This is a genomic window from Bacteroides sp. CAG:189, assembly GCF_000432295.1.
In the GTDB taxonomy this organism is placed as follows: domain Bacteria; phylum Bacteroidota; class Bacteroidia; order Bacteroidales; family Bacteroidaceae; genus Bacteroides; species Bacteroides salyersiae.
Genome location: NZ_HF991018.1, coordinates 70,261 through 85,792, shown reverse-complemented (window position 1 = coordinate 85,792; position 15,532 = coordinate 70,261). Strand labels below are relative to the sequence as shown.

The window sequence follows — 15,532 nt, the reverse complement described above, 5'->3', positions numbered from 1 at the left end:
GTTAAATCAAAGTGTTGCGGAATTAAGGATAATGATAAATACTCAGAAACCAATAAAAAGTATAATCCATGATGGTATTGGAATGGCTGGTCACCGGATCTTTTCCGCGCAGTAACCAAATAGTACGTTTCACTGCATCGCTGTCGAAAAACAGGTAATAATTCATCAAATAGCTCTGAATCGCATCCCCGCTCCATACCCAGCGATCACGCTTAATGCCGTCGATAAAGAATTCACGGGTAGTGAGATGCATTGTGTACGCACCTACCTCCCAGATACGGTTGACTTCTTCATCGTTGCAACGGAAAGCCCCGCGATATTCAACGGGAAGATATTCGTATTCCATTCCCACATTATCGAATTGTACGTCCGGTTCTTTCTCTATATATACATAGCGGAACGCTTTGGAATTACCCAAACAGAAATCTCCTGCAGCGGAAATTTCGTTAGTAGCCAAATCAATTACTTTGCCCGCCCGGAGTTGGATTCTGTCAAGCGTTTCGCAATACGCCGTATCCAGCGCCTCCTCTTTACTTTCACCATAATAAAGGCTTAAACTCCCCTTTCCGGAAAGATTCTTAAACGTTATATAGCCAAAGGTTTCTTTCCCGAAATCGAGCAGTTCCCCTTTTGAACTCTTTTCACGGGAAACGGCCTGCAACGGTTCCCGACACAGCATAAACTGAGAAGGACGCTGATCGGCCCGGTCAAAGTTCCAGTATCCGGCATTCATGTAAACAGTGGCCGAAGTATCACTGGCTTTTCCACTCTCGTCAATCCACTCTTTATCCTCATAAGTAACTTTCCAGGAAGAATCGGAATGAATAGTCTTTCCTTCGACATAAATGGCGGGAGGAGTTGCCTGATTCCAGACTTTGATATTCAGGTTGTGTTTTCCGGCCGGAAGTGTCAAAGTGGACGGCATACCGAACTGTAGTTTGCCATCCAGTTTCACATTGTATTTTCCTTCAGCCGTAATGAATATGTTTTCAGCACGTTCCAAATCCACCTGCTTGCTAAACTCGATCACCACATAATGACTGTCTGTCTTCCAGAAAGGCGGGAAAAAAGCTCCTCTCTCCGTCCGGCGGTTGTTCATCCGGTTACCCAGCCATATTTCATAATCGCCGGGATACCATATCCAAGTCTGTGCCTGCAATACAGCAACATAGAACGCAATCCCCACAAAACTTATTATCTTTTTCATCGGTCGGCTTTTTTTATTAAGTATTTATATTTTTCAGTCAGGCCGGCATTTCTCCGGATGCTGTCAGACACCATCGGACCGTTATTCTCCCACACATTACCGGGACCGTTGGCGTTCTGCAGAAACTTTTCGCTCTCTGTCCAGTTGTCTTTTACTGTAATAAAAGAAGAACCTTCGTCTGTATACAGATAAAACCAATGATTCGGATCGTGTGCATAACCGGGTGAATAAATACTGTGAACACAGTTTTCCGTCAGGTAACTTTTGGGCTGTGCCCCCAACGTATAGATACCGGCAACATCATACATGTGTTTGGCATAATGATGAATCAAGTTGGCATGTACCCGATTGTTACGCATACAATTCACAGTTTGCGTCCATCCCCATCCCAGACTGATGCCCGAATAAGAAACTTCACAAATTTCATTGTGCTCGATATTAATATCAGCCACATAGCCGGCACAGATAGCCAGACATCCCCAATCTTCGTTAGTGACATCGGTAAAATAGTTGTTCATGACCTGCAAATGGGTACAAAGTTCACGACGGTCGGCAGGATCATAAGGATAGTGCGTCTCATGTCCGGCGGGAGAGAAGCTACCGGCTACTAATCCGTTTCCTGCAATATCGCGAAAAAGACATCCTTCTACTTTTCCGCCGTACGTTCCCATCTTATAATCCAAAGCTGTTGAACCGAGATGTTCAAAAGAGCAATCCAAGAAATCGATGAAGTGCCCTGCATGGATCTGTACTGCGGCAGCAGGACGTCCCAACCACCCTTGATTATCCAATTTATGGTTCCGGTAATCGCGGATCATCTGAGGCCGGAGTTTATAAGCATCCGTCAGATACATGCCGGCCTGCAAAGGGACGTGTCCCTTAAGGGAAGGACGCATCCAAGTGGTATATCCGAAAGTAAGATTATCAAAGCGGATATTCTCCACCGGCCGGTCGAGTGTACCTTCTACCCGGACCAGAGTCTCCAATGCAGGAACAATTACTTCCGCCCGGCTCATATCTTCACCGGAACGTGGATAATAATATACCTTACGGGAATAAATATCATGAAACCATTCTCCCGGTTCGTCTAAAAGTTCTTTTGCATTGGTCAGATAAAATGCCGAGTTGTGTCCGTCCGTAGTGACCATAGGACGCGGCCACGGGTGAGCAAACTGGATACGGCTCTCCGGTTGGTGAAAACGAACCGCAGCCGAATCTCCGTGTACTTCAATCGACTTTATACGCAGATAGGCTACACACCACATCTCATGCAATACCATCTCCGGACGGGGAGCCTTCAGTATCTTTTTCACCGCAGCCGTAGGAACCCAAAGAATTTCATTGACAGGATCATTACTTAAGATACGATACATCTTTTCAAAATCAGAAACATCACGTGCCCGGATTGCTTTCTTACCGTTTACCCAAAGCTGCCGAAAATCCAAAGGATACCCATTAAACTCAGGAACATCGGCTACCCATAGTTTACCTTGCTTTTTCCAACGGGTGATAGACATGCCACCATGTAACACGGAAGCCTCCTCTCCCATTCCTCGAATAATAGTAGGCGAATCGGCCGTACCGCTGTCTTCCGGACGAAGAAAAATCGGCTCTGACAAAGGATATGCTCCATTTTCCAGACAGATATGGATACCATCGGCTATAGCCGGATCGGACAAGCGGCGCCATTCACGCGCCTGTTTCAGTGCTTGAGTCAGGGTCAATACCGGAGCTTGCCGAGTTCCCGTATTAAGATCGTTTCCATGAGGAGACACCCATATCTCTCCGGCAAATGCAGAGGATAAGGAAGAAAAAAGCCCCAAAAGAATTCCAATGCAAATAGACAATTGATATTTCATATTTTTAGAGTTCATTGTTATAAAAAGAAGACGAAAAAAGACCGATTTTGTAATCACTTTTACGAAACGATTCGATAAGTTAGCCAATGAACCAAACCCGATACAATGCATACAGCAGGTAAACACCGTGTTTACGACAAGTATGAACCGTGCTTACGACAAGTATGCACCGTCCCTACAGCAAGTATGCACCGTCCTTGCAACAGGTATGCACCGTGCTTACGGCAACGCTATGCCGTACTTGCAATAGTTTTGCAGTATAATATGTGGTAATTTCATAGTATATACAGCCGGAATACCAAGTACTCCGGCTTAAATATCATCCATATAGAAGGAGGGGTTTATCGCTCTAAAAGCATCCAGACAGTCATTTCACTTTCTCCCCGATTGCCCCAGGCATAATAGGGAATCAAGCGGATAGGAATCCGATCACCGTTCTCCGCCACCTTGCGATATAGTTTACCTTCCCATGAATCACTGTCTACAGAATGAGCGATACCGTCGAGCACAGTAACCCGGCTTCCCGCAATTTCCGTTTTGACAGGAGAAAACTTTATATCGGCAGGAATCAGAATATCATCGATCCTTTTTCCGGCTTCGACATCCATACTTTCAAGACAATATACCACAGGGCCACGTTTGACAGCCACTTGATTGCGCGTTTCCTCCACCAATGGATGCGATTCCAATAAAACCGGTTCCATACCCATCACAAACGCTACCCGGTCTCCCTTCTTCCAAATACGTTTTATTTCGGCATACGTACCGGCTTTCAAATCGGTTGTAACAGGAACATCATTCACTGCTAACGTAGCTTTCGTACACCATTCCGGCACACGTAAAAAGAGAGACAACGATTTCTTCTCCGGCACCTCTTTCAGCGTAATACTAACTGCACCATCCCAAGGATAATCTGTCTCTTGTAATAATTGAATATGATTTCCCATCCATTCGGTATCGAGTTCGCTGCCACCATACAGATTGCACCAAACGCCCTCATCGCTCAGCGTATAAACATAATTCTGAACTTCACACAAGGTACGGAGCGTATTGGGAGGACAGCAAAAACAACTGATATATTCCGTCCGTTGCTTCGGCCAGCGAAGAGTATAAGGCAGATCGGCACTGATCCGTAACGGATTGGTATAGAAATAACGTTTTCCATCCAAGCTGATACCACTCAATATGCTGTTGTAAAGGCAGTTTTCTACAATATCGACATATCGGGCATTACCACTGGTCTGAAACATACGCCAATTGAAAAGCAGATTACCTATATTTGCGCAAGTTTCATTGTGTGCCGTACTGTTGGGTAGTTGGTAGGGACGGCCATAACTTTGATGTACTTTCTGTATGCTATCCGGCTCATAACAAGTGCCATCCGGTGAGGTCCCGTCATAAAGGGCCCCACATGCACCGGTGATATACATTTTACGGGAAGTAATGTCCTTCCAGATACTTTCGAGATTCTCCATCAAGAGCTTCTCGCCTGTCTCCGCATATACATCGGCAACGCCCGCATACAGATAATTGGCACGGACGGCATGCCCCATTGCCTGCTTCTGGGCACGAAAAGGAATACGGTCCTGATTGTCATCCGTCCCGTTTTCAACCATGCCGCGAATATTTATCAAATTCCGGGAAAGCTCCAGATACCGGGGATTTTTCGTTGCACGATACATTTCCACTACACCCATATAATGAGAAGGGCAAATAGCATTACGTGCCAATTCAGCCGAAGCCGTTTCATAAAAATGGCAAAGGAAATCGGTCGCTTTAACGGCAGCATCAAACAATGTACGTTTTCCGGTAGCACGGTAGTGAACGATTCCCGCCATCATCAGATGTCCCAAATTATATGTCTCGAAATTCAGACGGTTGGCAAAAGCCCCTTTCTCATCTTCATCTCCTACTTTCGTACCGATCACCGCCTGCCGATGCGCCTCCGAATGCGAATCGATTCCCTTGTTCCGTTCTTCGATAATCACCGGAGTATGGATATACCCATCAGCACGTTGTGCTTTCACAATGGTTCCGATCACATGATCCATCAGCTTGTCCAATTCCGGATCTTTATTGACGGCATATATGGCAGCTACCCCTTCCAGCCATTTATACAAATCGCCATCGTGAAAAGGTGGTCCCCAATGCTCACCTTCGCATGTTCCGGCAGCTATCTCAAAATTACGAAAGCCATGACTTACATCCGGATTATTCCATGTATTCCACATACTTTGCAGACTCGTATGGCTAAACACCCCGAAACGTTCTTTCCAAAAACCGTCTGTCCATTTCGTCGCATCGAGAGGGACATTGGTAATACTTGCATATTTACTTTCGCTCATGTCTATCAAACCGGAGCTTTGAGCGAAAGCACCAGTTGTCAGTACGCAAGCACAAAGCAATGTTCCCCTTAAAATCTTCGTATTCATATCTATAAAGTTTAGAAGCCTCTCCCCAACCCTCTCCGTGGGAGAGGGAGTTTAGTTAGTTTTGTAACCAACTAATAAACAAGAGTATTTCCCTGCTCCCTCTCCTGCGGAGAGGGTTGGGGAGAGGCTTTTTATTATTTTTTCTTCATCATCAGATAAACAATAGGGATGATAAATCCGTTCAGGAAAGTCGATGTTAAAAGACCTCCGAGGATTACTTTGGCCATCGGGCTTTGTATTTCGTTACCCGGCAGGTCGCCGCTCAGTGCCAATGGTATCAATGCCAATGCACTGGAAAGTGCCGTCATCAGAATCGGATTCAGACGGTCGAGCGAACCATGAATAACGCTGTCATATACTCCCATTCCCTCTTCCTGTTGCAGATGGTTGTAATGGCTGATGAGTAACATGCCGTTACGGGTGGCAATACCGAAAAGTGAAATAAATCCGATGATGGCCGGTATGCTGACTTCGCCTGTCGTGATGAGCAGGGCGAATACACCGCCGATCAAAGCCAAAGGCAGGTTGATAAGAATTACGGCAGACTCTTTCACACTCCGGAATTCATGATACAACAGCAGGAAGATGACAACGATGCTCATAAAAGAGGTCAGTGCCAATGTGCGGCTTGCAGCCTGTTCGCTTTCAAACTGCCCGCCATATTCGATATGATATCCTTCGGGAAGTTGCACCGAACTGTCTATCTTGTTTTGTATATCGTTTACCACACTGCGCAGGTCACGATCTGCTACGTTGGCAGAGATTACAATTTTACGTTTTACGTTTTCCCGGTTGATCGTATTCGGCCCCATTGCCGATACCACATCGGCTACGTAGCTTAGAGGAACTTTCTTGCCGTCCGATGTATCCACCATCAGATTGCGTATCTTTTCCGCTTCGTCGCGGAAGTTATTTTTCACTTTGATGATCAGGTCGAATGCTTTCCCTTTCTCATAGACTTGTGAAATCACCTCTCCGGCCAATGCTACATTGATATATTCCGAGAATTCGGGCAACGTGATGCCGTATTTGGCAAGCATTTCGCGTTTCGGAGTGATTTTCAGCTGCGGGCGTTCTATCTGTTGCTCCACATTCAGATCGGCAATTCCCGGAATGCCTTCGATGGCGCTTTTAATTTCATTACCTAAAGAAAACATTTTATTCAGATCATCACCGAACAGCTTGATAGCGATGTTAGCTTTTGTTCCGGATAGCATGGCATCGATGCGGTGGCTGATGGGCTGGCCGATTTCGATATTGGCTCCGGTGATGGTACCGAGCTTTTCGCGCACATCGGCCACAAGTTCGCTGCGTGAGCGGTCTTTCAGTTCGAATGGTGCTTCGATCTCCGAAGTATTCACTCCTAAGGCATGTTCGTCGAGCTCGGCGCGTCCTGTTTTCCGGGCCACGGTTTGTATCTCGGGAATACTTAGCAGGAGCATTTCTGCACGGTGCCCCATCTTGTCGCTCTCTTCCAGAGAGATACCCGGAAGTGAGGAGATGTTGATGGTGAACGAACCCTCGTTGAACGGTGGCAGGAAGGAGCGTCCCAATGTAAAGAAGCATCCTAAAGCAATGATGAACAGCGCAATGGTGCTACCCAACGTAATCCGCTTATGATTCAACACCCATACTAATGCCTTCTCATAGACTCCTTTCAGCCAACGTGCAACAAATGCTTCTTTGGGGAGCTTGTCGCTTTTGTTCCGTCCCAACAGATAAGAGCAGAGTACCGGTGTCAGTGTTAATGCCACTACCGTAGAAGCGAATAGTGCCACGATGAAAGCGATACCCAACGGTACCAGCATACGTCCTTCCATACCTGTAAGGAAGAATAGCGGCACGAAACTGACCACGATGATCAGCGTGGAATTCAAGATAGGCATACGCACCTCTTTCGAAGCGTTGAAAACGACATCGAGTACCGATAATTGTTCTTCTTTCGGTTTCATCCGGTTCTCCCGCAACCGTTTGTACACGTTTTCCACGTCTACGATCGCATCGTCCACCAGCGAGCCGATGGCGATTGCCATACCTCCTAAACTCATGGTGTTGATAGTCATCCCCATGTAATGCAGGGTAAGAATGGAGACGATGAGCGAGATGGGGAGTGTTACCAGTGAAATGACGGTAGTACGCACATTGGCCAGAAACAGGAAGAGAACGATAACAACGAAAATACCGCCTTCGAACAGCGACTTTTTCACATTACCGATAGAGCTTTCAATGAAACGACTTTGGCGGAAAATATCCGTAGACACCTTTACATCTGCCGGCAGATTCTTCTGCAAATCTTTTAAGGAAGCTTCTAACTTGTCGGTCAGTTCCAGCGTACTGGTAGCCGGTTGCTTGGTAACGGTCAGTAATACGGCCGGTTTTCCTCGTTCCGAGGCGGTACCTAACTTCGGAGCTTTGGGACCGATAGCTACATCGGCAATATCTTCGAGTAACACAGGCACACCATTGATACTTTTTACTACGGCTTTTCCCAATTGGTCTGCTTTATCCGTAGAGAGCACGCCGCGTACGATGTATTCGTTGCCGTATTCATAAAGCACGCCACCGTTGGCGTTGAGGTTCATATCTCGTGTGGCCGACATGGCTTCCCCCATCGACACACCGTAATGGCGCATCCGTTCCGGATCGAGTTGTATCTGATATTCTTTTAGTTCGCCACCGAGTACGGCTACCTGTGCTACTCCTCCTGTGGACAGCAGACGCGGACGGATGGTCCAGTCGGCAATTGTACGCAGGTCGAGCATGGAGGTAGAATCGGCTGTAAGGCCTATGATCAGCATCTCTCCCAAAATGGAAGATTGCGGGCCGAGTGTCGGCTTGCCGACGTTAGCGGGCAGAGATTCGTTGACTACTGCCAGTTTCTCACTGACAATCTGCCGGGCCAGATAAATATCCGTTCCCCAGTCGAATTCTACCCAAACCACAGAGAACCCATTGGTAGAGGAGGAGCGTACGCGTCGTACTCCCGTTGCACCGTTCACGGATGTTTCTACCGGAAAAGTGACGAGTTGTTCCACTTCCTCAGCCGCCATACCGTTGGCTTCGGTCATGATTACTACCGTCGGTGCGTTGAGATCGGGAAATACGTCCACTTCTGTATGTACGGCGGGCATTGTTACGCCCTACCACTTCTGTGTGTGCGGCGGTATATGTACCGCCTATCAGTAACAGCACCGATGCCACGAGCACCAGGATACGGTTCTGAAGAGAGAAATGTATAATCTTGTTTAACATGAACTTATTTGCTATTTTGACGATTTTCTATTTATTATTTGCCATGCATCGCAGAATCTACTATTTGACAATCCACCATCTCCTATTGCCGGCTGTTCTTATTGCGCAGCCAGATTGTAAACCGTAAATCGTCGATTCGTAAATCTCCTTAGTGTTCATGGCTATGTGCCGGTATCGCATTGCTTGCCGAAGCCAGTTTGACTTGGTAAGCCCCGTCGGTTACTACCGCATCACCGGCTTTTACACCTGTAAGTATCTGTACGCTTTTACCGTTGTCGGCTCCTAAGGTGACTTCCTGTTTTTTGTATCCCTCTTCATCCAATTGAAGGTATACGAAGAATAAGCCCTGTTCCTCTGTCAGTGCGGTACGTGGAAGTGAAATAACGTTCTCCATCCGTGTGGACAGCAGATAGGCCTCTACAAACGAGCCGGGGATAATATCTCCTTTATTGTCAAATTCAAAAGTTACCGGAACATAAAATGAATTGTCTCCGGCAGATTTTCCGAACGAAAGCAGTCTTCCGTTGAGGTCTTTCAGTTCATATACTTTATTATCGTAGGGTGTTTTGAAGTTAGCCGACCCTATGGTGCGCAGATAGGGATAATATTTTTCTGAAACCTCTGCCCGCAGGAAGAGACGGCGGTTTTGTGTAACGCTTACCAATGGTTGTCCGATTGTTACATAATCTCCTTCTTTTACCAGGATATTTTTTACATATCCGCTGATAGGAGAAGAAATAGCTTGTCCGCCTTTGGTATCTCCTTTGGCAAGTGCTTCGTAACTGATACGGGCATTTTCATAATTTTGTTCGGCCTGTGAAAATTCTTTATCGGATACAATCTGGTTTTTAACCAGAGCTTTCATACGTTCGTATTCCTTTTTTGAAATTTCGTAGGCAACGCGGGCGCGCTGTACCGGATCACCGTCAGCTATATTGCTGGAAGAGATAGTGAGCAATGTAGCACCTTTGTTCGTGCTCATTCCTTCGGTTACTTTCCCATGAAAGCTGATCACACCCGCCACAGTGGCTACGGCTACGCTTTCATCTCCCTGTGCGGCAAGTATTTGTCCACTGGTTTTTATCACTTGTTCAAAAGTTCCCGGTTCAATCACACTGACTTTTACACCGGCTGCATCCGCTTTTGCTTTGGGCAGGATGATTTCGTCGCTATGTCCGGAACTTGCCTCTTCACCATGGTCATGGTCTTGGCATTCTTCTTTTGTGTTGTGGATTTCCTGTTCGTGATCGTGTCCTTCGTGTTCGTGGTCATGGGCTTCTGTACCATGATTATGGCCTTCATGGTTATGACCCGCTTTGTTGTTGCAGGAGCCTAAGATAAACAATCCCAGTACTCCCATAAAGATAAGTTTCTTCATGATGATATAAATACATTCTTAATGATTTTCTTTTGTAAATTCGTCACAATTCACCCTGCAAAAGTAGAGACTTGCAGGTGCAACTGATTTGCAAACAACGTAATAACTACATTGTCTAATCAGGCGAATACATACGGAGGGGCGCGAAGCGCAAAGGCACGGGTAATGTTCGTGCCGTGTAGAGACTCTCGGTAGACATACTCATTGGTGAGTTGCCTTTCCTGAGGCCGGAGTAGGTTTTCAATGATGAAATCGGTGAAAAGAATGGCAATAAATACATGCTGCGGGCCTAAGTCGGTTTGTACATTAGGTACGGGGGATGAAAAACGTGCCAAGCATTCATTGCTGCAACAAGAGTCATTCTCGTGATGATGATTGTGTGCAGGACACTGGGCTTCGGGCGTAACATCATGTTTCATGCAAATCATGCCATCGGCATGATGATGATGGGGAATAACAGGTACTGCCAGCATAATCATGCTGATAACGAGTAAAAAATAGAGTATGTACCTTTTATTCTTCAATTGTAATTCTTTATTGCGGGGCAAATATACGGCTTACTTGGCCTATTAACAAATTGTAGTACTTAAAATATTGAAAAACAGCTCCCGGTATTGTTCCCCGGAGCTGGAAATCTTCCTCTTCGGGGTTGGGAATGTTGCTCTCCGAGGCCGGGAATGTTGTTCTTCGGAGCCGGGAGGAGCGTTTATCGGTACCGTAGACAAAAGGACTCCGATACCGATTGTTGTCTAAATCTATTTTATTGTATCAGTTGTGTATAGATCCTATTTTTCCAGTTCCTGTAACGAGTCCATTTTCTTTTTCTCCAGGAATTCGTAGATGCCGCACAAATGTTCTTTCACCTTCTTGTTTCCGAATTCGTAAACTTTGGTAACCAGGCCGTCCAAGAAGTCACGGTCGTGGGATACCACAATCAATGTGCCGTCGAAATCGATCAGGGCCTGTTTCAGAATATCTTTTGTTTTAAGATCGAGGTGATTGGTAGGCTCATCCAGAATAAGGAGGTTTACCGGTTCAAGCAGCAGCTTGATCATTGCCAGACGGGTACGTTCCCCTCCCGATAATACTTTTACTTTCTTCATCGATTCTTCCGGCCCGCCAAACATGAAAGCTCCCAATAAGTCGCGTATCTTGTTACGTATTTCCCCTTTTGCCACATCGTCGATTGTTTGAAAAACCGTCAGGTTTTCATCTAACAGAGATGCCTGGTTTTGGGCGAAATAGCCGATCTGTACATTATGTCCTAAGGTTAATGTACCTTCATGGTCTATCTCATTCATGATGCATTTCACCAAAGTAGATTTACCTTCGCCGTTTTTACCGACAAAAGCTACTTTGTCTCCCCGTTCGATGGTGAGGGAAGCATTTTTGAATACTACTTTGTCACCATAGGTTTTGCCTACATTATCCATAATGACCGGATAATTACCCGATCGGGGAGAAGGTGGGAATTTCAACCGCAATGCGGAGGTATCTTCTTCGTCTACTTCCAACAGTACCAGTTTCTCCAGCATTTTCACACGGCTTTGTACTTGTAGTGTTTTGGAGTAGGTACCTTTGAAACGTTCAATAAACTCTTTGGTCTCTGCAATGAATTTCTGTTGTTCGTCATATGCTTTCTGTTGCTGTATGCGGCGCTCCTGGCGCAGTTGCAGGTATTGTGAGTAATTCACCTTATAGTCATAGATACGCCCCATAGTCACCTCGATGGTACGGGTGGTGATATTATCAACAAATTTACGGTCGTGACTGATAACGATTACCGCTTTACCGTTATTGATAAGGAAATCTTCCAACCATTGGATAGATTCTATGTCCAAGTGATTGGTTGGCTCGTCCAGCAACAAGACATCCGGTTTTTGTAGCAATAGTTTGGCTAATTCGATACGCATACGCCAGCCACCACTGAAATCACTGGTTTGGCGATTGAAGTCTTCGCGCATAAAGCCAAGTCCTAACAAGGCTTTTTCCACGTCTTCTTCATAGTTGGTCGAATCGATCGAATAAAATTTCTCGCTTAGTGACGAGACTTTTTCGATAAGTTCCATATAACTGTCGCTTTCATAGTCTGTGCGGGTTTCCAACTCTTTGTTCAGCCGTTCTATCTCGGCCTCCATTTCATGCAGATGGGCAAATGCCTGAGCTGTCTCTTCAAATACGGTGCGTCCGTCTTCTGTCATCAGGTGTTGGGGGAGATAGGCAATAACGCACTCTTTGGGTGCGGCTATTTTTCCACGGGTAGGTTGACGGACTCCCGCCAATATTTTGAGTAATGTACTTTTACCCGCTCCGTTTTTCCCCATCAGGGCGATGCGATCCTTTTCGTTAATTACAAAAGAAATATCACTAAATAAGGTGGTTCCGCCGAATTCTACGGCAAGTCCGTCTACTGAAATCATATATGTTCGTTAAAATGAGGTGCAAAGATAATCATTTATATTATTTTTTTTCATAACTTGCGCGCTGAAAGGTTTAGATATGCACGTAAACGCGCGAATATAACAATCATTATAATGGAAAACGAATCAACAACTGAATTTCGTCCGCTCATTCTTGTTGCGGAAGATGATGACAGTAATTTCAAATTGATTAAGGCTATCATAGGAAAGAAATGTGATATCTTATGGGCCAAGAACGGAGAAGAAATAGTGAATCTTTTTCGTGAGAACCGTGATAGGGCGGCAGCCATCCTTATGGATATTAAAATGCCGGTTATGACGGGATTGGATGCAACAGTGATTATCCGTAAAGAGAATCAGAATATACCTATTATCATGCAGACTGCTTATGCTTTTAGCACAGATAAGGAGAATGCAATGAAGTGTGGGGCGACAGAGGTGTTGGTTAAACCGATTACTCTGAGCATTTTGAGAAATTGCCTTACTAATTATTTTCCACAATTGAAGTGGTAAAGTTGTGATAGGAAAATGACAGTGGGTTAAGACGGGTCACAAACTATTATAAACTTACGAGCTGCCAAAGTATTATATAAAAAACTTACGAGCACCCAAAGAATTACTTTAAGATACTTTGGCAGCTCGTAAGTTTTTATTTATACAGATTGATTACTGTTATACATCTGTTTCCAACTGAAACTTACGACTTACTTTCATCAGATTGATGGTATAGGTTACAACGTTTTGTGCTTCCTGCACCATTGTGAGATATACCATGCTCACTCTTACGCTGCCTGTCTGGCTCTGAATACGTTGCAGTTCTTCGCGTTTCAAATGTGAAAGTTGGGCATTGAGGTCGTTTGCACGGCGTATATCCTCTTCAAAGTGAGTATAATCGTTATTTTCCAGTTTTTTCCGGCATTGTTGTATTAAATAAGTTATATCTTCGGCTACATCTCCGAATTCTCCTTTTTGGATGGCATCCAACGGATTGAAATTATTGTCGATATGCTCCAAACAGGGTTCGCACAGACGGGCTATGCTATATACCAGTTCACTGGCGAAGTCATTTCCCTGATAGTAGTAGAGTCCTTTTTCGAGTACGGTATTGTTATCCAGTTTACACATTGCTACGGTTCCCGTCCGTTTCATCTGTTTGATCAGTTGCTTTTCGAATTTGGTAGAACCCATAGCGCGGCGTAATCCACGTAGATTTTCGTGTAGGAAAGAGGTTACGGTCAGTTCGAAATTATTTTCAGCGTATTCCAAAACTTTGCTTAACTCTTCGCGGGTATGTTGCCGCATTAACTGCAATGCTTCATTGCTGTCTGTAGTTTTCATCAGTTGTTTTAAAGTCTCGTTGCCTTTCTCCTTTTCCTTTTTCTTTTTGTAAATGATCTGGCTGCGGATAAGTGAAAATGCTGCCAATCCGATAAGGGCGATGATTGATATTGTACCGCCGAAATGGATGATCATTGCGACAAAGAAACATATGGTGAAAGCTGCACCGGCAGTAAGGAACCAACCGCCGATAACACTTAATACACCGGTGATACGGTAAACGGCAGAGTCACGTCCCCAGGCACGGTCGGCCAATGAGCTACCCATTGCTACCATGAAAGTAACGTATGTGGTAGAGAGTGGCAGTTTTAATGAAGTTCCCAATGCGATAAGCAATCCGGCTAAAACCAAATTGACCGATGCCCGTACAAGGTCGAAAGCAGCGCCATCGGCTATGATTGCTTCATCTTTTCGGAAACGGGTATTGATCCATTTCTTTGCGTTTTCCGGAACAATTCCGGTTACACCGTTTGCTATATTCATACTAATACGTACCAGTGTGCGTGCGATTGGCGTACTTCCGAAACTCTCTTCACCTTCGTCCTGACGGGAAAGGTCGACTGAGGTTTTAATTACATTGTGGGCCTTTTTCGAAGTACAAAGTGCGTACACCATGATAATGCCGGCCCCTATCAGAAAATACCAGGGAGTTTTGGCTGGGCCAAGCAATGAAGTCATGAGGAAACCGTCCGGACCGGCTGTAGTGCCATTAGTTGTGTAATCGATGAAAGAGGAATATCCGGCGAGGGGAACACCAATGAAATTGACAAGGTCATTTCCGGCAAAAGCCAGTGCTAAAGCAAAGGTTCCTAATAGTACGATTACTTTGAACACATTTACTTTCAGCCAGTGGAGTATTTGCATTAATAAAGTGAAGAACACGAAAAAGCATCCTATCAGCATCATCGTATTGTCTTGTATCCATTGCTTGTTTTCGGATGTCATGAATGAACTGTCTTTCAGTCCTTTAATGAGCATGAAGTAAATAATGGCCGTAGCAGCGATGCCGCCGAACAGTCCGATGCTATACTTCATCTTTTTCTTATAATTAAAGGTAAATACAATACGTGCAATCCATTGCACCAGCATACCGAAGAAGAAGGCTATGGCAACGGAGACAAAGATGGCCATGATAACAGAAAGCGCTTTGTCTGTGTTGATAAGGTCGCCTAATCCCAATGTGTCACTGTTGTGTACCTTGATAAGTGCTAAGGCAAATGTTCCTCCCAATAATTCGAACACCATTGAAACGGTGGTAGAGGTAGGCATACCCATTGAGTTAAAAACATCGAGCAGTACAACGTCCGTCAGCATTACGGCAAGCAATATACACATGATTTCGGCAAAGTAGAAATGCTCCGGTTGGTAAATACCGTGCCGTGCGATGTCCATCATGCCATTGGATAGCGAAGCGCCGATGAACACACCGATACCGGCAATAAATAGTACTGTCTTGAAAGAAGCCGCTTTCGCTCCGATAGCGGAATTTAAAAAGTTAACGGCATCGTTACTTACTCCGACCATGAGGTCGAATACTGCGAGCACAAATAAGAAGATAACGATACAAAGGTAAATTGTCTCCATAAAAATGTATTCTGTTTCTGGCTGCAAAGGACGGTTTTTCGTATTGCAGTGAAATGTCATAC

Annotated in this window: 7 protein-coding genes and 2 pseudogenes; 1 reads left to right on the top strand and 8 read right to left on the bottom strand. The window is 45.2% G+C overall.

Annotated elements, in window-relative coordinates; translation table 11 throughout:
- Nucleotides 1–28 precede the first annotated feature (28 nt).
- The 7 genes and pseudogenes from QVP90_RS04060 to QVP90_RS04030 all read right to left on the bottom strand — a co-directional run.
- Nucleotides 29–1,207, bottom strand: a pseudogene (locus tag QVP90_RS04060) (alpha-L-rhamnosidase-related protein); the annotation flags it as partial.
- A complete protein-coding gene (locus tag QVP90_RS04055; RefSeq protein ID WP_007478650.1) occupies nt 1,204–3,066 on the bottom strand; it encodes a right-handed parallel beta-helix repeat-containing protein in 1,863 nt (620 codons plus the stop codon). The pseudogene QVP90_RS04060 and the gene QVP90_RS04055, both read right to left, overlap by 4 nt.
- Nucleotides 3,067–3,407: 341 nt before the next feature.
- Nucleotides 3,408–5,498: an aceric acid hydrolase gene (locus tag QVP90_RS04050; RefSeq protein ID WP_021935719.1), complete on the bottom strand. Its 2,091-nt coding sequence runs from the start codon at nt 5,496–5,498 to the stop codon at nt 3,408–3,410.
- Between the two features lie 134 nt (nt 5,499–5,632).
- Nucleotides 5,633–8,750: pseudogene (locus tag QVP90_RS04045) on the bottom strand (efflux RND transporter permease subunit).
- A 148-nt stretch (nt 8,751–8,898) separates the two neighbouring features.
- On the bottom strand, nt 8,899–10,128 hold the full coding sequence (locus QVP90_RS04040; RefSeq protein WP_005933345.1) for an efflux RND transporter periplasmic adaptor subunit: 1,230 nt from the start codon (nt 10,126–10,128) through the stop codon (nt 8,899–8,901).
- 119 nt (nt 10,129–10,247) lie between these two features.
- On the bottom strand, nt 10,248–10,652 hold the full coding sequence (locus QVP90_RS04035; RefSeq protein ID WP_025819002.1) for a DUF6769 family protein: 405 nt from the start codon (nt 10,650–10,652) through the stop codon (nt 10,248–10,250).
- A 261-nt stretch (nt 10,653–10,913) separates the two neighbouring features.
- A complete protein-coding gene (locus QVP90_RS04030) occupies nt 10,914–12,548 on the bottom strand; it encodes an ABC-F family ATP-binding cassette domain-containing protein (protein WP_021935716.1) in 1,635 nt (544 codons plus the stop codon).
- A 114-nt stretch (nt 12,549–12,662) separates the two neighbouring features.
- Between QVP90_RS04030 and QVP90_RS04025 the strand changes: the two genes are divergently transcribed.
- The gene (locus QVP90_RS04025; protein ID WP_005933337.1) at nt 12,663–13,061 is read left to right on the top strand and encodes a response regulator; all 399 of its coding nucleotides are present in this window, start codon (nt 12,663–12,665) and stop codon (nt 13,059–13,061) included.
- Between the two features lie 159 nt (nt 13,062–13,220).
- On the opposite strand, the gene QVP90_RS04020 is transcribed toward QVP90_RS04025, so the two are convergent.
- Nucleotides 13,221–15,470: an inorganic phosphate transporter gene (locus QVP90_RS04020; RefSeq protein ID WP_264380727.1), complete on the bottom strand. Its 2,250-nt coding sequence runs from the start codon at nt 15,468–15,470 to the stop codon at nt 13,221–13,223.
- Between the last annotated feature and the right edge of the window lie 62 nt (nt 15,471–15,532).

Excerpts from the sequence above, each read along its gene's own strand:
- QVP90_RS04040 (WP_005933345.1), bottom strand. The coding sequence starts at position 10,128 with ATGAAGAAACTTATCTTTATGGGAGTACTGGGATTGTTTATCTTAGGC.
- QVP90_RS04050 (WP_021935719.1), bottom strand. The coding sequence starts at position 5,498 with ATGAATACGAAGATTTTAAGGGGAACATTGCTTTGTGCTTGCGTACTG.
- QVP90_RS04030 (WP_021935716.1), bottom strand. The coding sequence starts at position 12,548 with ATGATTTCAGTAGACGGACTTGCCGTAGAATTCGGCGGAACCACCTTA.
- QVP90_RS04025 (WP_005933337.1), top strand. The coding sequence starts at position 12,663 with ATGGAAAACGAATCAACAACTGAATTTCGTCCGCTCATTCTTGTTGCG.
- QVP90_RS04020 (WP_264380727.1), bottom strand. The coding sequence starts at position 15,470 with ATGGAGACAATTTACCTTTGTATCGTTATCTTCTTATTTGTGCTCGCA.
- QVP90_RS04055 (WP_007478650.1), bottom strand. The coding sequence starts at position 3,066 with ATGAAATATCAATTGTCTATTTGCATTGGAATTCTTTTGGGGCTTTTT.